This is a genomic window from Streptomyces sp. YKOK-I1 (genome assembly GCF_054660435.1).
Genome location: NZ_BAAGDR010000001.1, coordinates 5558956 through 5581508, shown reverse-complemented (window position 1 = coordinate 5581508; position 22553 = coordinate 5558956). Strand labels below are relative to the sequence as shown.

At 65.3% G+C, this 22553-nt stretch carries 23 protein-coding genes, 1 tRNA gene and 4 pseudogenes; 8 read left to right on the top strand and 20 right to left on the bottom strand.

Annotated features, from left to right (window positions below; translation table 11 throughout):
- Positions 1 to 19: 19 nt before the first annotated feature.
- The 3 genes from ACYQ8Q_RS24875 (at position 20) to ACYQ8Q_RS24865 (ending at position 1659) form a co-directional block, all read left to right on the top strand.
- The gene (locus ACYQ8Q_RS24875; protein ID WP_460067950.1) at positions 20 to 1066 is read left to right on the top strand and encodes a Yip1 family protein; all 1047 of its coding nucleotides are present in this window, start codon (positions 20 to 22) and stop codon (positions 1064 to 1066) included.
- 288 nt (positions 1067 to 1354) lie between these two features.
- On the top strand, positions 1355 to 1522 hold the full coding sequence (locus ACYQ8Q_RS24870) for a hypothetical protein (RefSeq protein WP_460067949.1): 168 nt from the start codon (positions 1355 to 1357) through the stop codon (positions 1520 to 1522).
- 2 nt (positions 1523 to 1524) lie between these two features.
- Positions 1525 to 1659: a hypothetical protein gene (locus ACYQ8Q_RS24865; protein WP_460067948.1), complete on the top strand. Its 135-nt coding sequence runs from the start codon at positions 1525 to 1527 to the stop codon at positions 1657 to 1659.
- Positions 1660 to 1804: 145 nt separating this feature from the next.
- Here ACYQ8Q_RS24865 and ACYQ8Q_RS24860 read toward each other — a convergent pair.
- The 7 genes and pseudogenes from ACYQ8Q_RS24860 to ACYQ8Q_RS24830 form a co-directional block, all read right to left on the bottom strand.
- Positions 1805 to 2134: pseudogene (locus ACYQ8Q_RS24860) on the bottom strand (phosphoribosyltransferase); the annotation flags it as partial.
- A gap of 91 nt (positions 2135 to 2225) precedes the next feature.
- Positions 2226 to 3443 (bottom strand): tyrosine-type recombinase/integrase, encoded by a 1218-nt coding sequence (locus ACYQ8Q_RS24855; protein ID WP_460067947.1) that lies wholly within the window; start codon positions 3441 to 3443, stop codon positions 2226 to 2228.
- Between the two features lie 41 nt (positions 3444 to 3484).
- Positions 3485 to 3676: a helix-turn-helix domain-containing protein gene (locus ACYQ8Q_RS24850; protein ID WP_460067945.1), complete on the bottom strand. Its 192-nt coding sequence runs from the start codon at positions 3674 to 3676 to the stop codon at positions 3485 to 3487.
- On the bottom strand, positions 3673 to 5028 hold the full coding sequence (locus tag ACYQ8Q_RS24845) for a replication initiator (RefSeq protein ID WP_460073475.1): 1356 nt from the start codon (positions 5026 to 5028) through the stop codon (positions 3673 to 3675). Before ACYQ8Q_RS24845 ends, ACYQ8Q_RS24850 begins: the two co-directional genes overlap by 4 nt.
- A 294-nt stretch (positions 5029 to 5322) precedes the next feature.
- On the bottom strand, positions 5323 to 5520 hold the full coding sequence (locus ACYQ8Q_RS24840) for a hypothetical protein (RefSeq protein WP_020130201.1): 198 nt from the start codon (positions 5518 to 5520) through the stop codon (positions 5323 to 5325).
- Entirely contained in the window at positions 5517 to 6818 is a 1302-nt protein-coding gene (locus tag ACYQ8Q_RS24835; protein WP_460073473.1) for an FtsK/SpoIIIE domain-containing protein, read from the bottom strand. Before ACYQ8Q_RS24835 ends, ACYQ8Q_RS24840 begins: the two co-directional genes overlap by 4 nt.
- Entirely contained in the window at positions 6818 to 7168 is a 351-nt protein-coding gene (locus ACYQ8Q_RS24830) for an SCO3933 family regulatory protein (RefSeq protein WP_460067944.1), read from the bottom strand. The genes ACYQ8Q_RS24835 and ACYQ8Q_RS24830 overlap by 1 nt, the downstream gene beginning before the upstream one ends.
- A gap of 168 nt (positions 7169 to 7336) precedes the next feature.
- Here ACYQ8Q_RS24830 and ACYQ8Q_RS24825 point away from each other — a divergent pair, with 168 nt between their 5' ends.
- Positions 7337 to 8116: a GntR family transcriptional regulator gene (locus ACYQ8Q_RS24825; protein WP_460067943.1), complete on the top strand. Its 780-nt coding sequence runs from the start codon at positions 7337 to 7339 to the stop codon at positions 8114 to 8116.
- 410 nt (positions 8117 to 8526) lie between these two features.
- On the opposite strand, the gene ACYQ8Q_RS24820 is transcribed toward ACYQ8Q_RS24825, so the two are convergent.
- Entirely contained in the window at positions 8527 to 8826 is a 300-nt protein-coding gene (locus ACYQ8Q_RS24820; RefSeq protein ID WP_460067942.1) for a hypothetical protein, read from the bottom strand.
- Between the two features lie 318 nt (positions 8827 to 9144).
- Entirely contained in the window at positions 9145 to 9711 is a 567-nt protein-coding gene (locus ACYQ8Q_RS24815) for an ATP-binding protein (protein ID WP_460067941.1), read from the bottom strand.
- A 193-nt stretch (positions 9712 to 9904) separates the two neighbouring features.
- Here ACYQ8Q_RS24815 and ACYQ8Q_RS24810 point away from each other — a divergent pair, with 193 nt between their 5' ends.
- The gene (locus tag ACYQ8Q_RS24810) at positions 9905 to 11260 is read left to right on the top strand and encodes a tetratricopeptide repeat protein (RefSeq protein WP_460067940.1); all 1356 of its coding nucleotides are present in this window, start codon (positions 9905 to 9907) and stop codon (positions 11258 to 11260) included.
- 72 nt (positions 11261 to 11332) lie between these two features.
- Here the strand turns inward: ACYQ8Q_RS24810 and ACYQ8Q_RS24805 are convergent, their stop codons facing one another.
- From ACYQ8Q_RS24805 to dcd, 4 genes and pseudogenes are all read right to left on the bottom strand, one after another.
- Positions 11333 to 12208, bottom strand: a complete 876-nt coding sequence (locus ACYQ8Q_RS24805; protein WP_460067939.1) for a hypothetical protein — start codon at positions 12206 to 12208, stop codon at positions 11333 to 11335.
- Positions 12205 to 13578 (bottom strand): AAA family ATPase, encoded by a 1374-nt coding sequence (locus tag ACYQ8Q_RS24800; RefSeq protein ID WP_460067938.1) that lies wholly within the window; start codon positions 13576 to 13578, stop codon positions 12205 to 12207. Before ACYQ8Q_RS24800 ends, ACYQ8Q_RS24805 begins: the two co-directional genes overlap by 4 nt.
- A 916-nt stretch (positions 13579 to 14494) precedes the next feature.
- A pseudogene (locus tag ACYQ8Q_RS24795) lies at positions 14495 to 14701 on the bottom strand (phosphoribosyltransferase); the annotation flags it as partial.
- 39 nt (positions 14702 to 14740) lie between these two features.
- Positions 14741 to 15316, bottom strand: coding sequence for a dCTP deaminase (dcd, locus tag ACYQ8Q_RS24790; RefSeq protein WP_055638896.1), 576 nt, complete (start codon positions 15314 to 15316; stop codon positions 14741 to 14743).
- Positions 15317 to 15841: 525 nt separating this feature from the next.
- Between dcd and ACYQ8Q_RS24785 the strand changes: the two genes are divergently transcribed.
- Positions 15842 to 15915 (top strand) — tRNA-Gly (locus ACYQ8Q_RS24785).
- A 110-nt stretch (positions 15916 to 16025) separates the two neighbouring features.
- Here ACYQ8Q_RS24785 and ACYQ8Q_RS24780 read toward each other — a convergent pair.
- The 4 genes and pseudogenes from ACYQ8Q_RS24780 to ACYQ8Q_RS24765 form a co-directional block, all read right to left on the bottom strand.
- Positions 16026 to 16283 carry a DUF6221 family protein gene (locus ACYQ8Q_RS24780; protein ID WP_460067937.1) on the bottom strand — a complete coding sequence of 86 codons (258 nt, stop codon included), beginning with the start codon at positions 16281 to 16283 and terminating at the stop codon, positions 16026 to 16028.
- Positions 16284 to 16287: 4 nt separating this feature from the next.
- Positions 16288 to 16860, bottom strand: a pseudogene (locus tag ACYQ8Q_RS24775) (tyrosine-type recombinase/integrase); the annotation flags it as partial.
- Positions 16820 to 17608 (bottom strand): annotated as a pseudogene (locus ACYQ8Q_RS24770) (FtsK/SpoIIIE domain-containing protein); the annotation flags it as partial. The pseudogenes ACYQ8Q_RS24770 and ACYQ8Q_RS24775, both read right to left, overlap by 41 nt.
- Positions 17609 to 18198: 590 nt before the next feature.
- Positions 18199 to 18630 (bottom strand): hypothetical protein, encoded by a 432-nt coding sequence (locus ACYQ8Q_RS24765; protein WP_460067936.1) that lies wholly within the window; start codon positions 18628 to 18630, stop codon positions 18199 to 18201.
- Between the two features lie 655 nt (positions 18631 to 19285).
- On the opposite strand from ACYQ8Q_RS24765, the gene ACYQ8Q_RS24760 reads away from it, so the two are divergent.
- Together ACYQ8Q_RS24760 and ACYQ8Q_RS24755 are read left to right on the top strand one after the other, a co-directional pair.
- Positions 19286 to 19921 carry a hypothetical protein gene (locus ACYQ8Q_RS24760; protein WP_460067934.1) on the top strand — a complete coding sequence of 212 codons (636 nt, stop codon included), beginning with the start codon at positions 19286 to 19288 and terminating at the stop codon, positions 19919 to 19921.
- Positions 19918 to 20412, top strand: coding sequence for a hypothetical protein (locus tag ACYQ8Q_RS24755; RefSeq protein WP_460067932.1), 495 nt, complete (start codon positions 19918 to 19920; stop codon positions 20410 to 20412). The genes ACYQ8Q_RS24760 and ACYQ8Q_RS24755 overlap by 4 nt, the downstream gene beginning before the upstream one ends.
- Positions 20413 to 20733: 321 nt before the next feature.
- On the opposite strand, the gene ACYQ8Q_RS24750 is transcribed toward ACYQ8Q_RS24755, so the two are convergent.
- The 3 genes from ACYQ8Q_RS24750 to ACYQ8Q_RS24740 all read right to left on the bottom strand — a co-directional run bounded on the left by ACYQ8Q_RS24750 (position 20734) and on the right by ACYQ8Q_RS24740 (position 22392).
- Complete coding sequence (locus tag ACYQ8Q_RS24750; protein WP_460067931.1) at positions 20734 to 21072, bottom strand: XRE family transcriptional regulator; 339 nt, start codon at positions 21070 to 21072, stop codon at positions 20734 to 20736.
- Positions 21069 to 21431 carry a type II toxin-antitoxin system RelE/ParE family toxin gene (locus tag ACYQ8Q_RS24745; protein ID WP_460067930.1) on the bottom strand — a complete coding sequence of 121 codons (363 nt, stop codon included), beginning with the start codon at positions 21429 to 21431 and terminating at the stop codon, positions 21069 to 21071. The genes ACYQ8Q_RS24750 and ACYQ8Q_RS24745 overlap by 4 nt, the downstream gene beginning before the upstream one ends.
- A 340-nt stretch (positions 21432 to 21771) precedes the next feature.
- Positions 21772 to 22392 (bottom strand): hypothetical protein, encoded by a 621-nt coding sequence (locus tag ACYQ8Q_RS24740; protein ID WP_460067929.1) that lies wholly within the window; start codon positions 22390 to 22392, stop codon positions 21772 to 21774.
- Positions 22393 to 22553: the final 161 nt, after the last annotated feature.

The window sequence follows — 22553 nt, the reverse complement described above, 5'->3', positions numbered from 1 at the left end:
CCATGACATCCCTTAGGGGATGTCACAGCTCGGCCGCAAAGGGGGGTCCCGGAGGCCGGCTCCGGCACGTCTGTCGGCCGGACCAGGTACGTTCGATGACGTGGCTGGATTCAGGATCGGACGTGGCGGCCGGGACAACCGCGCCCCCCAAGCGCGACCGCAACACCCTCCGTACGGGCAGCAGGCGCCGCAGGGCCAACAGGGCCCCGCGGGGCCGTCGTACGGCTACGCGCCGCCGGCGCAGCAGCCGTACCCGCCGCAGTTCCGCGGCGGACAGCAGCCGCCGTACGGCGGGGGCGGCAGCGGTCAGTGGCCGCCGCACGGCAACAGCGGTGGGAACGGCGGCGGGAACGGCGGCGGGAGCGACGAGCCGGAGTACTTCGGCGGCGGCGCCCCGCACGACCCGTACGCGGCGAACAACCCGGGGCACACCCAGGCGTTCTCGGTCGACGACCACCAGCAGTACAGCCAGGGCGACACGTACCACGCGGGTGCGCCCGCGGCCGCGCCCGCCGGGCCGGTCGGGCCCCGGCTGCCCTGGAAGGACCTGTTGCGCGGGATCGTCCTGTCCCCCAACCAGACCTTCCTGCGGATGCGCGACTACACGATGTGGGGCCCCGCCCTGATCGTGACCTTCCTCTACGGCCTGCTGGCGGTCTTCGGGTTCGACGACACCCGTGAAGACGCCATAAAGGCCACCATCTCCAACGCGATCCCGATCGTCCTGACGACGGCCGTCGCGCTGGTGATCAGCTCCTTCGTGCTGGGCGCCGTCACGCACACCCTGGCCCGTCAGCTCGGCGGGAACGGCGCGTGGCAGCCGACGGTCGGACTGTCGATGCTGATCATGTCGCTGACCGACGCGCCGCGGCTGCTGGTCGCGATGTTCGCGGGCGGCGACGCGGCGTTCGTACAGCTCCTGGGGTGGGTGACCTGGATCGCGGCGGGCGCGCTGCTGACCATGATGGTGAGCAAGTCGCACGACCTGCCGTGGCCGAAGGCGCTGGGCGCGTCGGCGATCCAGCTGATCGCGCTGCTGTCGATCGTGAAGCTGGGCACGTTCTGACTCTCCCACCGTCTCTCCGGTACCCGTGGCCGGTCCTTCCACACCCGCTCAGGGCGTGAGGGCCGGCCATTGGCGTATGTGGCGGCGGGCCGGGGGGAGGGACTTGACGGTGCCGCGGGTGACGGTTGGGGGCCTCGGTCCGCTGGTCCTGATGCGGGAGTTGTTCCCGCAGGAACCGGCGTGGGGTGGCGGCGGCACGGACACGTGTTCATGGCTGGACGAGAGCACGGCGCGTGAACCGGAACGGCTGCCTCGCGTCTGGACGGGTCGAGAGGGAGGGAGCGGGACGTGACGGAGGACAAGGAAGCCGAGCAGGAGCGTGTCGTCGGCGTCGGCGTCGGCCTCGATGTCGAGTCGGTCGAGGAGACGCGGGCCGCGGTGCTCGCCGCGTGGCGGGCGGACCGGCTGCCGGGTCAGTGGCTGGTGCCGGCGGACCAGATGGCCTGGTCCTGGTAGACGTGTTCCTGGTGGGCCTGGTCCTGATGGGCCTGGTCCTGGTGCAGGGGATGGACGTCGCCGTCGGCTGGAGCGCTCCGGCACCGTGTTCACGGCTGGTCGTCGGGCAAGCGCAGGACGCGGCGTTCCAGCGGTGACACGTGGGCGAACACACCGACAGGCCCGTCGAGCTCCTCGACCAGAACGGCAGGGTTGAGGACCGCTCGGGCGAGATACCCGCCCGGCCCGCCCCCACCCCCGGCGGCAGGAGAGCCGAAGGGGCCTGTTGCGAGTCGGGGCAGGTCAGAGGGCCTCGGTGGACGGGGTGACCGGCTCCCCCGCCTTACGTACCGCCGGCAGGACACTCCACGGGAAGTTGATCCAGTCGTCGGTGCGCTTCCAGACGTACTCGCACTTCACCAGCGAGTGCGACTTCTCGTAGATGACGGCGGAACGGACCTCGGCGACATGGTCGAGGCAGAAGTCATGGACGAGCTTCAGCGTCTTCCCGGTGTCGGCGACGTCGTCGGCGATCAGCACCTTCTTGTCGGTGAAGTCGATCGCGTTGGGAACCGGCGCCAGCATGACGGGCATGTCGAGCGTCTGGCCCACGCCTGTGTAGAACTCCACATTAAAGTTCAGAGGCGCAATCACCAGGCAATATGCCCGACAATTGCGCCTCAACTCAGCACCAGCTCAGCACGTCATGCTGAGTCAGCACGCCCTACGCCGAGCGGATCCGACTCAGCGACTCGGACAGATCACGGGCGACGGCCCGCGCCACAGCACCCTTGATCCGCTCTTCGGCGCCCGGGAGGAGGTGGATGTACACCTGTTCGGTTGTCTTGCTACTGGCGTGCCCCATCCACACGGCCAACTCCGGAAGCGGGACGCCGGCCGCGATCGCCACCGAGGCGAAGTAGTGCCGGAGAGACTTGGGAGTGAGGCCCCGATGCTTCAGCCCCGCATCCTCAGTCGCCTTGTTCCACCGGTCGGCGAAGGTCGTCCGCGACGGGAAGCGGTTGGCGTACGTCTCGGACTCGTAGAACCATCCTTCGTCGCCCCAGGTGCCATACGTGGCGATGTGAGCGCGCCACGCTTCGTCAGTGATCTCCGGGACCGGAACCTTACGGCCAGTCCGGGACCACTTCACCTCATCCCGAATCGCCGTTCCGCGGCCCGCGCCCTCGTTCGCGCCGAAGCTGGAGAGCTGGGCATTGATCTTCACGAACCCGGTGTTCTGCTCCCACTTCTGCTCACACAGTGCCAGCGCCTCACCGACACGGAGACCGCACCCGGCCATGCTCCAGACCACCGAGCGGTAGTAGGGCTTGATCTCGTCGAAGATCGCCTCAACCTCACCGGTCGTCGGTACTTCGGCCGGATCGATCGGCCGGTAAGCCGATCCCTTGCGCTTGCGCGCTTCCGCCTTCTTGCACGGATTGCGCGGGATGATCTCAGCCGTCCAGGCGTACTTGAAGAGCGAGGCAAGGACGACCTTGCGCGTGTGAACGCCGTACGGCTTGTACCCCTTCTCTTTCTGGAGCGTCTCCCACTTGGTGATATCACTGGCAGTAATGGAGGCGATGGGGCGCGGACCGAAGAACTCGGCGTAGTGGTTCTTGTAGATGCTCACGTACTGCGCACGCGACGACACGGCCAACTGATCTTCGTCCGACCCCGCGTTCAGCCACTCGTCCCAGACGTCGGCGAATGTCCGCTTGGACTGTTCAGGGTCGATGTACGACCCGGTGTCCTTGTCGCGTTCGACCTTGCGCTCCCACTTGGCAGCTAACTTCTTGCCGGTCGCGCCCGACTCGAAGGATTTCTCTCGCTGCCGCCCCGAACGGCCACCAGGCTCGCGCCAGCGGGTCACCCAGGGATGCGGGCACCGGTCCCATGCCGTGACGGGACAGTCACACCGCTTGATGATCGAACCCATGACAGGGTCCCCCTTCGCTCGATCTACTCAGCACCAATATTCTATACGTGCTTATTAACGACGTGTCTGCTTAACCAGGATTCCAAGTCCCTTTCTCGGAAGCGGAGATGCTTGCCGACGCGGTAGCCGGTCAGCCCCCACGCCCTCCAGTTGCCGTAGAGCGTGTGCAGGGACACGGCCAGAAACTCGGCAGTCTGAGCAGGTGTCAGAAGCCGGTTTGAGCCCCCTCTCATGCGCGCTCAGCCCCCTTGCACTCGTCTCGGACGGCTTCCCGGTTGAGGGCCAGGTCTTCGGCGACTCCAGCCGCGATGAGGGCCGCGCCGGGGGTGTGGCCAGAGCCGACATAGCGCCAGTGGCGTTCCGTGCTCGCGTCGCGGGTGTCGTCGTGGCCCATGTGGTGGGCGCGCTCGGCGCGCAGTACGGCGTAGGTGGTGGAGTAGGCGCGGGATTTGGTGAGGATGTGGCCCCGGTAGCCCAGGGTGTGGGTCCAGGGGCGGAGGCGGAGGGGTTCGTACTCGGGGAGGCCGCCGAGGCGCCAGCAGGCGCGCATGAGGGCGCGGACGTGGGTACTGACGGGCGCCGACTCGATATCGGCCCAGGTGGTGAGTGGGGAGTCGAGGCCGGCGCCGGTTTCGCTCGCTCCCTTGGTCACGTACTTGGCGACGTACGCGGCCACAGCGTCGTCATCGGGGCCGTCACCGTCGGTGCGCAGTGGCCGAGCGTCGATCTGCTCACCCCAGCGCAAGACCCGCTCACCCACGGCCGGGCTGTAGGGAGAGCAGACCAGGACCCGCCGGGCCGACTTGCGTACGGCATCAATGAGGAGCTGCACAGTGCCCCACGCCGGGGGTTCGTCGTCGGATCCGTTCGGCCCGTCGAGGCGTACGACGGCATGGACATGGACGGCCGCCCGCTTCTGGTACTCGGCAACGCGAGCGAAGGACAGCCGGGCATGCTCGGCAAAGCGGGACTGTACGAGGCCGACGGAGGAGGCCAGGCGCCGCCTCACGTCGATCACGAAGCGGTCCCACAGCTTGGAGGCGTGCGCGTGCCAAAGGACGTGCGCTGTGTAGTCGTAGCAACCGGGGCAGAGCGGTTGGCCGACGACCGGGGCATCCGAGGCGTGGACGCTGCCGCAGCCAAGGGGGCGCCCATGTTCACAGGTGCGGCGATCTCGGCGGGGTCGACATTGTTCCCCAGCCCGGTGGACCGGGCCGAAAGAAGGGGCAGTGAGCGTGACGAACAGCCGAGGCCGGTAACGGACGGCCGGGGGAACGTTCTTGCCTCCGAGGAGACCGGCCCGGACGAGATGATAGGTGTCTCCTGCGTGGAGGCGGGAGCAGGCCGGGCAGATGGTTGCGCGGCGGTTGCGGCAGCGGACGAGGAGGCGTTCGCCGGGTTCGTTGCGGGTGTCGTAGTGGCGGAGGATCTCGCCAGTTGTGCCGTCCAGGATGGTGGTGGAGCCGGAGAGGTGGACGGGGTGAGCGCATCCGCCGGTGGCGGTGATCTGCTCCAGCCAGCGGGGGAACTTGGGGTCTTGAGCGAGGCGGATTGCGTCGCGGTCTGTTTCGGGGAGCTGACGCAGGCGCGCCGCGCGGTCGAGGGCGGCGCGCCGGTCAGCCGGGGTGAAGTCCGGGGTGATGGTGGTGACCTTCCGGGGTGGGCCGCCGTAGCGGCAGGGGCGAGGGTTGGTGGCGCGGAGTCGGTCATGGGATCGCTCCCTTGGGTGGTCGGTGTCGTGGTGGTTCAGCGGATGGTGCCGGTGCCGCGGCAGACGCGGCAGCGCCGGAAGCGTCCGCTCCAGGTCCTGCGGGCACCGTCCCCCTTGCAGTACGGGCACCTCACGCGAGGCATAGGCATGGCTGGGTGTCCTCTCTGCTCAGGTGTGGGAGAAGCCGCTGATGAACCAGGTCACGAGCCCGTGGATGGTGAAGACCACCGGGGTCTGACCGAGGTAAACGCCGAAGAGCCCGACACAGACCGCTTCCCAGGCCCGGACGTCGCGGGAACGGACGAGGAGGACGGTGATGATCCCGAAGATCACCGCGAACGTGAACGCCGTACCTTCGCTGATCACTTGGACTCTCCTTCCAGCGCCGTCAGCGCGCGGGTGACGAGGGGCAGATCCGGGGTCATCGCGCCGTACTTCCGGGCCGTGGCCACGGCCTCATCCGTCGGGGTGAGATGGGAGCGGGCACGGCTCCAGCCGCCCTCCGGGCCGGTACACACGGCCACACCGCGTTCCTCCGCCGTGATGGCTTGAGCGACCGCCACGGCGTCCTTGTTGAGGTCACCGAGGGTCATCTCAGCCGTGCCGGGGTCGTTGACCCGGTGGCAGATCCGACCGCCGAGCTGGGCCCGCAGTGCGGTCACACCGGATCCGAGGTCGGAGCCGACACGTTGGCCGGCCACGACCAGGTGGATGCCGAGTGCGGCGCCGAGTTGGGCCAGCCGCAGCAGCAGCGTGGAGCACTGTTCGGCCTCCGCCTTGCTCTCGCGAGTGCCGTCGGACAGGTAGAGCTCCGCGATCTCGTCGACCAGGACGACGACCGGGACCGGGCGGAGCTTGTCCGGGAGCTCCCAGATGGAGCGGACCCCGGCCGACCGGCACGCGCTCATCCGGTCCTGCATGTCGACTACCAGGGCCGAGAGCACGGCCACCGCTTCACGACGGCAGGTGGCCAGGGCGCTGAGTCGTGCGGTGAACAGGCCGAGTTCCATGCCGCCCTTGCAGTCGATGCCGACCAGGGCGACGCGCTGTGTGGCGAGTTGGGTGATGAGCCGGGCCAGCAGGGTGGACTTGCCCGAGCGGGTAGCCCCGGCGATCAGCCAGTGCGGCACCAGCCGCAGGTTCATCACCCACGCCCCGCCCGTCTCCAACGCCCCGATCAGCGCAGAGAGGAGTTCAGCCGGAGCCGTGGCTAAGCCCGGCCGCTCCAGCGGATCACTCGCCATCGCGGTCAGCAGCACAAGGCCGCGTTCCGGCGAGGTGACCCGCACCGCGTGCACCTTCCACGCGTGCACGAACGCATCCGCCGCCTTCAAGTACGTCGCCGGAGTCTGCCCCGCGTGCAGCCGCACCAGCACGCTCAGCCCCATCGGGGTGACGTGCGGGAAGGAGCAGCGCGGAGCCACCGGCCGCACCGGGTCACCCTTGACCAGCAGGTGACCGACGAGGGTCCGGGCCGGAAGCCGGGACACCGCCAGGTCGTTGAGCACAGCGACTCGCCGCCAGGTGGACACCACCCGCCACGCGGTCAGCGGGTAGCCGACGAGGTACCAGTGCCAGACCGGACGGCGCCGGCGCACCAGGTCCCCGACCACGAGCACCCAAGCGAGTACCGCCAGGGCGAGGGCGATGATGTACGGCTCCATCACGCCTCACCACCCTTGCGCTGCACAGCCGGGGTGCCGTGTACGGGCGTGATCGCATCGGCCCGGAAGCTGACGCCGTGCCGGTCACCCATCGACCACATGAACGCCACCAGCCCGGTGACCTTGACGATCTGCCCTTCCTCGATCCCGGTCGGCTCACCGCTCACGGCGATCTCGATCACGGAGATCCGCCGCCGGTCCTGCCGCACGGTGACCGCCACCGTGAAGACCGGGTTGCCGTCCCGGTCCTTCTTCACCTCCTGTGTCTCGGAGTTGCTGATCTTCACTTCCGGAGCGATGGCGCACCGCAGTACGCCCAGCCGCGCCGTGTCCACGGGAATGGACTGCATGATCTTCGGCCTCCCTGGCCAATCACGACGCCAGACTTCTCCTGACGTCACTTGTCCTTACGAGTGAAGAGTGTGGAGCGCTGTACGGCGAGTACGCAAGTACTTATGCTGACGAGTGATGTCGCGCGTGCGACGTTCCTACGACCTTGACCCGTCGGAGATGCCCAGATGTCGGAGATCCAGCGCCCCGGAGCCCTCTACCAGCAGGTGGCCGCAGCCATCCGCGAAGCGATCCTGTCGGGCGAGTTCGCCCCCGACTCCCTGTTGCCGTCCGAAGCTCAGCTCATGGCCCGCTACGCCGTGTCCCGCCCGACCGTCCGCAACGCCATCGCGGCACTGCGCGCGGAAGGGCTGATCGACGTCCGCCACGGTAAGGGCAGCTTCGTGCGCTCCGACGGACAGCCGTCGTTGACGATCGAGCGTCGCATCAGCCGCACCGCCGACGGCAGGTTCGTCATGCCCAACGGCGATGTCTGGCAGGAGACCGAGGAGGCCAGCGCCTACCGGACTCACACCACCAAGGCCACCGGCCGACTCCTTGAACTCGGCGAGGAAGAGGCCCTGTACGGCTGTGACCGCTTGCTCTTCGACCCCAGCACGGGCACACGCGCCATGCACCGCACGCTCATCCCGTTCGCCGTGGCCGAAGCGGTTCCGATGCTGGCCGAGGAGCCGTGCAAACGCCCGGCAGCGTTCTACCGGCAGCTCACCGAGGACGGACACAAGCTCACCTGGTCCGAGACCGTACGCGCCCGCATGCCGCTGCCCGACGAGCGCACCACGCTCCAGCTCCCCGACGCGACACCGATCCTGCACCTCTCCCGCGTCACCCACGACACCGACGACCGGCCCCTGATCCTCGAAGAACTCCGCATCGGAGCCGACCGCGCCGAACTCACCTACCGGATCACCGCCGACAAACAGCCCGCGCGACGCACCCGCCCCTGAGCTGCGAGCCGGATCGGTCGAAACAGCCTTCACTTCCTCAAGGGCGCGCCTGCGGCGCGCCGGGACGCCCGGCCGCCCCGGCCGGGCGTGCGGCGTGACCGCCGGTCCCGGCCGAGCGCCGGACGCCCCACACGACAGCACGCCCGAGGAGGCGAAGCGACGATGGGCCGCCGAGGGCCGGGGCGTGGGTGGCTGGGGGTCGCCGGTCTCCGAGACTTTAGGCAGCCGCCATGGGGCGAGCCTCGAAGAACAGGGGGCCAATCGGGCACACCAGCGGGCAGGTCCAGTACCTGCCCGATTCGCCGGGCGAGCGTAAGGCCCCCTGTTCACTCGCCCCATGGCAGCTCCCGCCCAAAGTCTCTGCGGCCGTCGACGTGCCCACGTGCACCGCTCACCCGCGGAAACACCCCTCATCGCGCACCACCGTCACCATCGGCGAGCCGCTCCAGGAGCCCCGCGAGCCGGATGGCCGCACCGGGCAGGCCCACCAGGCGCACCACCCCGCGCCCGTCGTCGTTCGTCGCAGCGACGGCTCGTAACTCGGACGGCTCGAACTCTGCTAAGAGGAGCGCAAAGTTCAGTTGCTCGGCGGCCTCGCGCGCTACACGCCAGCCCGCCATGTAATCGACGCCACGCACCCACAGACCGGATCCCACACCCGTCATGTCGTCCGGCCCGTCACCCAGCCAGCGTTCACCGGAGCCGCTCACGTGTCCCACCTCTGCCCTGATCTAGATAACGGATCGTCAACTCTGTTTGGCCCAGGGCAGATACGCAGCACGAAGACCCCGGTACCATCAGGCACCGGGGATCTTCGCGTTCCCCAACCGGGCCACCCTTCGCTTTCCAGGGCTGATGGGGTGGCCCGGTCTCGGTCTTCGGTTGTGAAGCGTGGCCCCTGGGTGCTGAGTGGGGATCTCAGCAAACCGTCCCAGGAGCCACGCCCCGTTGCCGGATGAGTTACCTTCCGGCACCCGGCCGCCGCGCGCTCCAGAGAGAGCGAACCGCGCAACGACAGCCGGAGATCATCAAGACGGCAGGCCCCGAGTTCGGCCGTCGAGGTCGAGGCGGCACCACACGGTCTTGCCGCCCCGGTCTTCCGGCGTCCACCAGACCGCCGCCGCCAAGCGCTGGACGATGAGCAGTCCCCGGCCGCTGTCGGGCAGGACCGCCTCAGACAGCTCTTCCATCAGGCCGGGCCAGAACGTGTCACCGAGCGGCAGCAGCGGCGGCGACGAGTCTTCATCCGCGACCCCGATGAACAGCCACTTGGGCCACACCTTGAAGTGCACGTCGACACGACGGGAACCGTTGGGGCGTGTCAGGGAGCGTTCCGGCACCACGTGGTTCACCACGTTCCCGACCAGCTCTGAAACGATCAGCCGCGCGTCGTCCACCACCGCGTCGGCACCCACGCCCCGGAGGAACTCGGCCGTCTGGTCACGCGCGACGCGTGCCGCATTGCCGCAGTCGGCGAAGAGGGTCAGCGTCATGTAGTGCCCACCGGACGAGGGATCCGGCGCGACGAACCAGTGGGCGTGCGCATCCAGTTCATTCGCTAAGTGCGCATGTGATCGCGCTCTTCTTGCGTCCATGAACGGGCCCCGTCTCAGGTCACGTCTACCGAGGACCTCCCGGCAGGGTGACGAGGGTGCACCCTTCAACCCACCCGCCGCTCCCCCCTCTTGGGGACCCCCCTCACCGGTACACTCGGAATCAGGACGTGAGTGCAGATCGAGAGAGCCGATCTGACGAAGAGCGTCAGGTCAATCACGATGGGGAAGTGAGATGACCGAGGCAGCACCCACACCGGCAGCTCTGCCACCGCACGTGCTCGAACGCGCGGACGTGCGGTCAGCAATCGCCAACCACGACTTCGGCGAAGTCTTCAGACTCGCCAAGCTCCACGGCCACATCAGCTACGCCAAGATCTCCGAGGCCGTCGGCTACAAGCGCGAACACATCGGCAAGATGGCCCGCCCGGAGACCGACGGCAAGGGCGTCCGCCCACGGATCACTCAGCACTTCAAGATCCTCGAAGTCGTCGACGGCCTGCGTATCCCTGGCCATCTCGCTGGACTCGCGCCCCGCCCGTGGGAGTTGGAACGGCAGGCGGCGACGACATCCAAGACCGACGACCCGAGCACCTTGATTGCCCAGGGCGGAGCCGGCCTCTGGGACATCGCCGAGATGCTTCGGCGCACGGAGATGTCCAACATCAACAGCGCCGCCCTGGAGTCGATCGAACAGGGCATTGACCAGTTGGCACGCGCGTACCCGTACGCCGATGCTGACTATCTCCACGAGCGCACCCGCAACGGCCTCCAGTACGTCACCAAGCAACTCGAAGGCCGGATGACGCTCCGCCAGCACCGGGAACTACTCGTCGACACCGGATGGCTGTTCCTGCTGAACGCATGCGTCCAGTACGACAGGGGCCAGCGCGAGGCCGCGAACCTCAGCAAAGCCGCCGCACTCCGCATCGGCCAGGAGGCCGGACACGGCGAAATCATGGCGTGGGCGTGGGAGATCGAAGCGTGGTTCGCCCTCACCCAGAGCCGTTGGCAAGACATGCTCGAAGCAGTCGAGGCCGGCCACGTTGCCGACCAGACCCACTCCGTGGGCGTACAGCTCTACGCACACAAGGCACGAGCCGCCGCCCGCATGGGAGACAGCCGCCTAGTCCGGGACTCCCTCGACGCCGGCCGCGCCCGCCTGGACCGCCTCCCCCGCCCGGACCACCCGGAACACCACTTCATCATCGACCCCGACAAGTGGGACTTCTACGAGATGGACGCCTACCGTCTCCTCGGAGACGACGAACGCGCCGCCGCCCACGCCCGCTCAGTCATCCGCATCAGCACCGGCCCCGACGGCACCGAAATCTCCCCCATGCGCGCAGCAGAGGCCCGCCTCACCCTCGGAGTCGCCGCCGCCCGCACCGGCGACATCGAAGAAGCCATCGGCATGGGCACCACGGCACTCGAAGCCGACCGAAAGTCGCTCCCGTCCCTTCTTTTAGTCGCCGACGAGTTGGACAAGGAACTGCGCGCCCGATACCCGCGCGAGCCTCTCACGCGCGACTTTCACGAGCGGGTCATGTCCATTAAGAGGGGCACAAAAAAACCAGAGCTCCCCTTCTGAATCTGAAGTGTCAGAAAAGGATTTAGCCCCCACCCTTTACGCAATCCTCCCCCCTTGCCCACCCATGGGATTTTAATTAGCCGGTGACCCCGCAGCGATCCATACATGAAACCCGTTTCGCTCACCCCATGCAACAACTTCACGATACAGGTCACCGTCTTTTAGGTGGTCAAGGTTCCAGTGGGATCTAGCTATCCTTTCCCACAGCTCTGCCTTAACCGCGACGTCCCATGTGTGCTTCACGACAAACGCGAGGCTTCTGAATAGATCATGACCCTGAGATACGCGAAGCGCAGGCAGCGTTTCGGTTGGGATTTTCGCGATCCACGCGGCAACTTTGTCTTCATCTACAGGATCCCCCTGGGCCTTCCTGATCAGGATCTTCTGGAGCACCTCCATCTCAATGCTGAAGGTTCTGGAGTTAAAAACAGCCTCAAATGGGAAGCCGCCTAGCGGGATCTGATGATTCCCCTGCATTGAATAAACTCGCAGCCAGCCCACAATGGAAGCCATTTCCACCGTTCGACCCCTGACTTCCGTAAGACTGGGGCCCCCTGGTCCGTCGCTATGCACTTTAGCGTAATCACATAGAGCTTCTATGCAGCGCTCTACGACCCCCTGAGCCGCAAACACCATCGCATCAAGATCATAGAGATCGGTATAGAAAACGTTAGGGCTGCCTGATTTCACTTCCGCGATATCGACGAGGTCGGCATCAACGATAGCGAGGACTCCGTCAAAACCTTGCGCATCCGAGAATTCCAGCGCCTCAATTGCCTCAGTCTTATTTGAGGCGACTACGATCTTGCACCCGTCGCGGTCGACACATCGAGAAAGAGTTACTACGTCACTGTCACCCTCAACAACAAGGATCGCAATCTTCTCGTCGTAATTCCGAAGCATTCCAATGGTGTTCTTAGTTACAGTCGGCGACAGGACGTCTCTCACGGGCGGGCCTCTCCGTTGGAAGAAGCCTTCAATCCGATCGTTTGCGCCCACCACTCGTTGATGATCTGAGGAGAGTGCGTGGCCACAATAAAGCGAAAATTGGAGAGCTTGGCGATTCGTTGAATATCCGCCATAAATTCCTGCTGCCAGGCAACGTGGAGCGAAATTTCTGGTTCGTCAATCAGAACCAGAGAGCCGGGATGGACCCTGAACAAGAGATCGTACGCCAGGACGATTTCATGTTGCTCTCCCGAAGAGAGCTGAGAGGGAGCAATGTGATGATGGCCATCCTCGCTCTCGAATCGGAACCCCGTCTGCCGATCAATCACCATCCGCTTAAAGAGAAACCTGCTTTTGATGATGCTCTTGAAAAGTTCGACTCTATTCAGAAGGTCTTGAAAGGTCGCCAGTTTCCGTTGACTGTCTTGAAGGTAAGTCCACAGTACCTTGCGTTGCCAGTCAAGAAGTTCACCTCCCGGAAGAAGTACATCCATTGACTCGTCGAGCAGTGCAATGGCTGCCAACCTATTTCTCAGCGTGCTTTGTTCGGCATACTCCTCCCGGATCCTCAATTCCTCCGGAACAGGTTCATCGGCCATCTCATCAAGGACTCGCCCAGGAAAGCTCTTGTCCAATTCCTGCGATCTTCTTGAATTTTCGGTTAGGGCTGTAGCAAGTCGATGCTTAAGATCCCTGGCGCACTCGGAGACCTTCATCCGCTGAGGGGCAGCGTCAGGTTGACGCATTCGCGACTCCCCTCCTGTATCTAGAATTAGTAGGCGCTGAGTTTCAACCATGTGCGCACTGAATCCGTCCAGGAACTCGGCGATTCCTCGATCGAAATCATGAAGCTCAACAAACCCGACCGCTCCCACTCCACGCAATCGCCTTGTCGTGGGAGAGTACGCTTGCCCAGTATGCTCAAGAGCTTGCAGTTTCGCTGAAGGTGAAGCATCTGTTTCAAATGCTTGGGCCAGTTCGGCCTGAATCTCTCTCCATACACTATATGGCAGATCCTCGCGCGGAATTGAGATTCTGCCGTGCATGCTTGTTGGGTTCTTTTTCCTGGTCAGATTGAACGAGAGGTCGAGGAACCTCCTCCTTTCCGAGTCTCGCGCCACTCTTTGTGCATTGTTGGTTACCGTAAGACGCTCTCCGGCAGTGAAGGCAAGCGAGATGCGGCCGAAGTTTGCTGTCGACATGGAAACAAGGTCGAATTTCAGAACTGCAGACAGGAGTTCAAGCATCCTTGTCTTCCCGACACCATTAGGGCCGTGAACAATTACGAAGTCCGCATCGTCGTTAAAGGAGACGTGATGATTGAACTGCCCGAGAAGGTTGAAAACACTGAAGCTCTGCAGTTGGGTCATTTGAACTCCCGAGAGGCTGACTTATGTTCTGAATGATCCAAAGGAAGTTTCACGTTATATTCGCTCAATGACGCGTTGCGGGATGCGAGCAAAGGGGCGGGTTACAGCTTTCTTGGATTCTTCCGAGGAGATCGCCTCATTGGCCGGCGAAAGCGAGTAAGGGCCTGGGAGGCGGCCAATCCGGCTCGAAGAGCATTCGCGCCTGAGCCTGGGCCCTGCGACTGACAGTCCGGCTGCTGTGTGTGCCGAGAACCTCGGGCAGCTGGCCGTTGGCGGGCCCTTGCTTGATGCCTCGGTTGTCCGGCTTCCGCTGCCTGCTGCCGTTGCATCTCAGCCCAGGCAGCAACAAGACCAGTGAAGCGATGACTCATGTGCTGCACTGCTGGCCCTCCCCCGGACGTTGGCAGCCGAAAGCGCTTTTGGCGTCCCCACAACCAGTCGTAACGAGACGACTCTAGCCAGCAATCACCCTCTCGCCTATCCACTCGCCGAACGTAGGAACATAGTCCCTCCCGGCACAACGTGACTGAAGGGTAACCAGGGCGATATCAGGCCGCAGTACCCAAACGGTCGCCTTCCCAGCACTGGTCTCACCGTTTGCAAGTCCATGCCGCCAGGAAACGGCCCGCTTGCAAGGCGGCCAGGCCGACTGACCGACCGACCGCGGTGCACCATGCACGCACACAGCCACCGCTGCCCAGCGCCAGCGCACGCTTACGGGTGACCAAACGACGCGGGCCAGACACGACCGCAACCACGTTCAGGCGCCAGCTGAGCGGGCGCTGAGCAGTCAGCACCAGCTCAGCACACAGGCCATGATCAGCGACAATAAACGCAAACGAACAGTAAGATCAAACTAGAACTACGGGGCCTCTCATCTGCCCATTTGCCAAGGTCAGACACTGCATGCTAAGCAGCCAGCCCAAAGCTCCACATTCACCAGGTGAAGGTTCTTGCAGTCGAGGGCATAGGCGAGCCCTCCGGCGACGAAGACACCCCCGCGGGCGATGCTGAGGACGACATCGGGCACGTACCCGTCGTCGGCGACGGCCTGTGCGAGCTCACGGACGGCGACGCCGAACTGCTCATAACTGAGATTCTCCCGAACCACCACGTCACTCACCGCTCACTCACCGCTCACTCACCCCTTCCTCCCCCCTCCTCAGACCTGGGTGCGGTGGAAGTTGAGGAAGGACCGCGAGGCGGTGGGCCCGCGCTGCCCCTGGTACCGGGAGCCGTACTGCTCACTGCCGTAGGGGTGCTCGGCCGGCGAGCTGAGCCGGAACATACAGAGCTGTCCGATCTTCATACCGGGCCAGAGCTTGATGGGGAGCGTGGCGAGGTTGGACAGCTCGAGGGTGACATGTCCGGAGAAGCCGGGGTCGATGAAACCGGCGGTGGAGTGCGTGACCAGTCCCAGCCGCCCGAGGGAGGACTTCCCCTCCAGCCGCGACGCAAGATCATCGGGCAGGGTGATGACCTCGTACGTCGACGCGAGCACGAACTCACCGGGGTGCAGAATGAACGGCTCGTCCCCCTCCGGCTCGACCAGCCGGGTCAGATCCGCCTGCTCGACCGACGGATCGATATGGGGGTACCGGTGGTTCTCGAACACCCGGAAAAAGCGGTCCAGCCGCACGTCGATGCTCGACGGCTGCACCATGGATTCGTCATACGGATCGATCCGCACCCGCCCGGCGTCGATCTCGGCCCGGATGTCCTTGTCTGAGAGAAGCACGCCCCGAGGATACGCAAGACGCGCGGAGCCCCTGTAATCAGGACGACTCCGCGCGCCCGCCCGCTGACGCGACTGCTACCGCTGTACGGCCCCTACCGCCTCTCGAGCGTCACCGGCACGGCACTGCGGAGCCGCGCGCACCGGGGACACCGGACGAGCCGTCCGGGGCCGAGCCGCTCGGCCTGCTGCATCGGGAACGAAGCGGTGCTGAACACGTGCCCATCGGCACAACGGACGACGGTGCGCTCCATCAAGTCCTAGAGTCCCTTCCCCAAAGAACCGCGTCCGGCTGCTGCTCGCCGGACAACGAAAGCCACATTACGGGACGAACGGGAAGACCCTCCAGGCGGCACTCCGACCCCGCCCGACCCCTCTTCGGCACCCCCACCGTACGCCCCAACTCCGGCCCCTCGCAGCCGGATCCCACCCCACGAAACACACACGGACCCCACGGCTTCAGCGCCGGGGGCCCGGGATGTTGTAGAGTGACGAGGCAATCGGACACCGGCTCGGCCGGCGTCTTACGCGGGTGTAGTTTAATGGTAGAACATCAGCTTCCCAAGCTGAGAGCGCGAGTTCGATTCTCGTCACCCGCTCCAACATGAACCCCCAGGTCTTGGACCCGGGGGTTGTTTGTTGTCTAGACCAGTTGGCAGGGCGCGCACCACATTCGCACCATAAGGGCCCGCTGCCTTCTCCTCGCTGCCCCCTAGGGTCGCCACGCCTCGCGGTACTCGGGATGCTCGGCGTACGACTGCGCAAGGACGCGAAGCGCGTACCCAAGACCCGCAATGCGCGAGTCCGTGGGATCCATCACCTTGAAGTTCCGTGCCAGCATGTCGACCAGGTCGAGCATCGGCAGATGACTGTCGAGGAGGGCCTCGCCACCGAAGGTGTGAGCCGCATAGGCATAAGCGTGGTTGTCCTCCTCGTTGCGCGCACGAAGGAACTTCAGAAGGTCGTCCATGGGCTCATCCTCGCGTGCCATCTGCAGCGTCGCCGACCTGTCTGCCCTTCTCCCCGCTTTGGTGCTTCGCACTCTCGGCGCGGACCAGGTCGTCGAGGCCGGAGGCCACCTCTCGCTGCCGCTCCTCGTCGGAGTGCTGATAGATCAGCGCGGCTTTCTCGGAGGACTGGCCGGCGCGGACCATCGTGTCCTTGAGGGTCGCACCCGAACGGGTCGAGAGCGTGTGTCCGGTGCGACGAAGGTCGTAGAAGCGGAAGCCGTCCGGGAGACCGGCGACGGTCCGGGCGCGCCGCCACTTGCGGCCGAAGGAGGTACGCCGGAAGGGCACACCCTTCTCACCGACGAAGACCAGGCCGTCAGCCCCCTTCTCGGCGAACCAGGCGAGGTGCTGCCTCACCTCTTTGTGGAGGAAGGCGGAGAGGACGACGGCCCGGACACCGGCACCCGACTTGGTCTCGCCGGGAGCGCGTTTGCCGTTGGTCCGCTCCGGTTCGGCGACGCGGACGCGGATCACCATCTTGTTGGGGTCGACGTCCCGACGGCGCAGGTCGGCCAACTCCTCGGGGCGCATCGGGCCGCGCCGGAACGTCCGGGGCGAAGTGAGCCGAGTCGAGGCAGACGGCCGCAGCATCGGCGAGGGACAGGTAAGGGGTGCGGATGCGGGACCAGCCACCGGAGGTGTCGCCGACGACGGCGAGGCCGGGCAGCTCAGGGGCGATGGAGCAGGCCGCGTAGACCGCTTCGGGCGCGATGTCGCCGAGCGCCATCTTGGCGGAGGCTTCATCGTTGACCCGGTGGCACACGCGGCCGGTCAACTGAGCCCGGAGCATGGTGGCGCCCTTACCGAGTTCGGCGCCGAAGCGCTGCCCGCACACCTCCAGGTAGATGCCGGCCGCACGGCCGAGCTGGGCGAGCCGGATGAGGTGAGTGACCATCTCGTCCCGCCGTTCCTCGTCCTTGCGGGTGGCGACGAGGAAGAGTTCCGCCACTTCGTCGACGAACAGCACGATGGGAGCCGGGCGTTCGCCCTCAGGCAGGCCCCAGACATCTGAGGTGATCTCCTCGTCCGGGATGCCGGGGGCGATGCCCTGCCGGGCCTTGATCAGGTCGTATCGGTCCTCCATTTCCTTGACCAGCACCGGCAGCAGCTCAGCCGCTTCACCGGGGTCGGTCGCCAGCGCGGAGAGCCGTGAGGCGAACGGCGCCAGCTCGACACCGCGCTTGCAGTCGATTCCGACCAGGGCGACGGGTTGTGCCGCGAGGCCGGAGATGACATGTCGCAGATACATGGACTTGCCGGACAGCGTGGCGCCGAGGACGAGTTCAGCGGGTTGCTGCCGATGTCGTAGCCGAAGCTCGCACGCAGCGGTTCTCCTGGGGAAGGATCACGCAACACTTCGGTGTCGGCAGGACGGCGGTACAGAAGCGTTTCGGTGCGTGGCCCACTCCCGCTCGGGCTCAAGCCTTGGAAGACCAGTACGTCAGGATGGGCGACTACTTGAAGGCGGGGCAGAGGGAGGATTCATTCATAAGCATCGACGATGTGCGCGAGACTCGACGTCGCTGCATCCGCCGTCGGCGGGGGTACGCGCTTGATCCGATGGATCAACTGCACAAGGTCCTACCGCGACAACGCAACAAGCCGGGTTCGCTAGCGAGTGACCTGTCAAGTGGGCAGGGCGACGCTGAGCCCAGCGGCTGACACCAACACGCACGAACAGTGGCGATCTCAGACGGTTCGCTGCGGACAGTCGACCAAGGCCGACGAGGCACTGCCCCTCGTTGCCAACGCCCCGTGATCGACCTGATAAGGATGCGGCAAGTCCTAAAAGCCTCCGTTACGGCTGCCGCCCTCAATCAATGGTCGGCGGCCTACCGAACCACCCAGACAGCAGCACGACCATACCCGCCTTGGCTATGCAGGAGGCGAGGCGTACGGGAATCGCTTGTAGTGCGCCTTACCCAACAACACGGCGGCTACGGCCCAAGAGAACACAACATATGGATCGGCTGCGTCACCTAGGCACTGACTCTTGTCCCGGCACTGCCCATCCAGTTCAACAAGATCCTCAACGGCCAAGTTGACGAACAGCTGAATCACCCACGAACAGGCGCTCGCCACCTGGAGGCCAGCGACTGCACCGAACGCCCAGGCACTGGTCCGTGCGTCGAACCTCGTCTCTGAGGGAAGCGGTCGATAGTAGGCCAGCAGGACGAGCACGCAGACAACGCCTACGAGTCCGTTCAGCAGGTCATACTCTCCGGGATCCATGACCAGCACGAAGACGGTCGTGAATGTGCTGGCCGTGAGCGCCCCTTGATCGACACCCCGCATTGTCGTAGTCACGTTTCGAAAGGGTAGAGCTGCGACGACATTCATATCTGACTAGCGCGGCAAAACAACGATTTTGGGTGAATACATAGCAAGGGCCAGCGAGCGCCAACACAGCATGCATCCGTCTCGGTCCGGCGCTTCATCGGCGTCACTGAAGCCGATGCTTGTTGCTGCGAACGTTGGACGACCCGTGCGCGCTTCACCAGGCGCGGGTCAACGAGAGCATGGTCCACGATGAGCATGCCGACTTTGTCTGATTAGGCTGGCCTACGGGCCAATCTCCCGATGGAAGCCCTGGCCAAGTCGCGGAGAACGCGGCTGACGTGCCGCAGCAGCGAGTGTTTAACTGCGTGACAACGCCCACAAACACCAGCGAACAACCACGAACGTCTGCGGACCATCAGCGCAGCTGAGAGCCACCCCAGCCCAAGGCGCCACCCTTGTTTAAGTTGCTTCGGGACGAAGAGGTCCCCGTCCCATGGCCTCCCGCCCCCTGCACACGGCTCACGGGACTGGCGCCGAATTCCCGCCGGCAGAAAGCACGGGTCGGCTACCGCATGCTCAAGTTTCACTCAGAACATCCGGCGAATGCTTGTCGCGTACATGCCTCGAACATACTGTTCGAGTGCTTGATCGCCACGGGGGCGGTCCACCGGAAAGGTGATACATGGGCATCAGCTCTCGGCGCGCCTCGACCAGCGCTGCCACTGCTGCACTGCTTATCTGCTTCGGGACTGTGGGTACTGCCGCTGCTGCTGAGGTGCCGACCGATGAGACGGCCGTAGCGGCTGACCAGACGACGGACATCAACGATCGGCAAGGGTGGGAGGACGAGGCCGAACAGCCGACGGGCACCAAGCTGCCGGCACGCTGTGACGGCCCCTCGACGTGGATCAGCATCACGTCGAAGAAGGCCTACCACATCCCGTCCTGGTGGAACGGAACCAAGTACAAGGACGGTCCGGGCGGGTCCATGACCGTCAGCGTGACCAAGACCGGGACCATCACGGCTGAAATCAGCGGCACGGTGACCGCGGAGGCCAACCTGGTCATCGCGGCGGCCAAGTCGTCCATCACCTACAAGGTCTCCGGAAGCGTCTCGATCGCGACAGGGCACACCTACACACGCAACATCTCCCGGAACAAGTACGGGCACCTGCAGTACGGTGCATGGGGCTACAAGGTGACCTGGAAGAAATACCGTTCCACCGGCGACGGTTGTGACGGGGTCGAGATCGGCCACGGCACCGCGACGCTGCCCACCTCCGAGACCGGCTGGAAGTACTGGGAAACCGCGACATGACGCACTCGAGCCCACGGACGAAGCGATTCGCCGCAGGCACCATCCTGCTGTCGGTCTTGATGATCACCGGATGCTCGGGCTCCGCCAACGACGAGGGCAAGGGTGCTGATTCCTCGCCGTCGACCACGCCGAGTTCGACACAGACAGCGGCCGAGACATCCGAGAAGCAGCTCACGAAGCAGGCCCAGGCCGCCCTAGCCGCTGTTCAAGGGGGAACCCTGGTCGAGGCCGGCGCGGAACGCGTGGGCGACGGCATCCACACCGAGCCAGAACTGACGAGCGGGAAGGCCTACAAGCTCAGCCTCGTCTGCGTCGGCACCGGCAGCGCACAACTGACCTTCTCACCAACGAGCGCGGGCAAGAAGGCCACCGTGCCGTGCGACCGATCGGTGGTCCAGCAACGAATCACCGCGGACAAGGCAGTCCGCATCGATGTCGACGGTACCGAGGGATCGATCGGTGTGATCGCCTGGCAGATCTACACCGTCTGACAACGGATCAGGGTGCCGTCCGGCACAACCGCCGGACGGCACCCTGCCGCGTCCAAGCGCGCCCCAGAGGAGCGCGTGCCACTCGCGTGCCAGATCCTGCGGAGAACTACGGGGAATACCGGGAAACCAGTCGACAGCCCACCAGGCGCCAACATCGCTGCACCGCAGGTCAGCCCGACAAGCACCCGTAGAGGACCCAAGCTTCCCCAGCTGAGAGCGCGAGTTCGATTCTCGTCACCCGCTCCATGGACAAGGCCCAGGTCACAGACCTGGGCCTTGTTGGCTGCCGAGAGCTTTGGCGGCTGGCTGGCGGCAAGCGTCTCAGGCGACGGTGTACTCCGCATCCCCGAAGTCTGCGACTACGCGCAGGCGACCGCCGAGCGCTTCCACGTAGGCCCGGAGGGTCGCGACTTCCGCACGATCCAGCTCACCGTGCTCGATCGCGGAGACCCGAGGTGCTGAGACTCCCATCGATGCGGCCACTTGGCGCTGAGTCAGCGCCTGCTCACGCCGGACCTCCGCGAGCTTGTGAGCGCGCACTTCCGCGGTCAGCCTGTTCATGGCCGCCTGCTTTTCCTGAACCGACCGCACCGGCAGCCCAGCGGCCTCACGCCGCTCGCGCGCCTTGCGCTTGGTCTCCTCCCAGCCGACAGTGCTCATTCGTACTCCCTGGTTTCAAGATCAGCCAGATGGGCCTGGTACCTCTGCTCGGCGATCGGGATGTTGATGTCGTACCAGCGCTGCCAGTTTCCGGCCTTGTCGCCAGCCACCAGGAGCACTGCCCGGCGCACCGGATCGAAGGCGAAGAGGATCCGGATCTCGCTGCTTCCGGATGATCCAGGCCTCAGCTCCTTCAGGTGATGGTTCTCGGCACCCTTGATCCGGTCGACCAGCGGACGGCCGAGCGTCGGCCCTGTGGCCGCCAGCATGTCGATGGCGTCTTCTACCTGTTCAGCGCTGTCCCAGTCGTCTTCGGCCAGGGCCTCGAACCACGCCGCGACCTCCCCGACAAGGACCACTTACCATTGAGCCACGACCCTCATGTTAATGCAAGCGTTAACCTCGCTGCTGTGACCAGCCGACGTGCAGCGCATCTGGGTAGGACATACAACGGGCACGAGCGTTCACCGGCAGGGCAATGGTTGCGGTGATGTACTGACGAGACCGGACGGGCCACACCACAAGCGCATTAGATCGAGCGGGGACCAGCGGGGAGTCACGGTGAAAGCGGACGCGACCGTGAAACTTGCAGCCGAACCGTTTGCCCAGGTCATCACCCCATCCGGCCGCACATGACCGCAGCTTCCCGAACGCAGAGTGCCCTCCTCCCCGGGCCGCTCATCTCGGCGCCTGCCGCGATCACTCCGCTCCGGGTGGAAAGCCGTAGATGCCGTCGCCCGCCGGGGACGCATCCGGGATGTCGAGAGGGCAGATTCCCCAGTGCCGGGCGATGGCCATGACGTGCCTCTCACGCGGCATGGCGTCATGCCAGTCATCCCAGTCGGACTCGCTCCAGTTCTCCCAGCCTTCCTCCAGCCACCTGTGCCCGACACCGAGCCGGCGCTCGATCTCGGTGGGCTCACCGAGCCGCAGGGGCACGTCACCGCCTACGCCGTTGTAGCAGTAGGCCCGGACAACCCGGCCGGCCTCCACCCTCGCCCACGCGTGGTACTCGCCGATGCGATCGGTGCAGAAATACTGGAGGTCGCCCAGGCGCAGACCAAGTGACCCAAGCCAGGACAGGAGGGCGGGACCGTCGCCGTCGAGGCCGTTGTCGAGGCCGATGCCGAGGTGGATCCGGCCGTGAGCGAGCGTCCAGCCGTCCACGGGCGAGGCCACGAACACACCCCGCCGGTACGCCGCTTCCGTCCCCGCGTCCCAGTCCATGGTCACTCGCCCGAGCAACCCGAGCGCGTCGGCGACTTCCCCACTGTCCACGCCGGGCACCGCCAGCCAGGACGTCTTGTAACCGATGCCCACGACCGATCCCCTCCCACGCTCGTGCACGCATCCTGCCGCACAGCTCCGTCATGTGCCCTCGTTGGGTCCGCCGCGCATGAACGCCGGTGATCGGCCCTGTTCGGCACCTCCCGGAACCACCTCAGTGGGGGGATCGTGCGCGACCGAGCTGTCTGGTCACC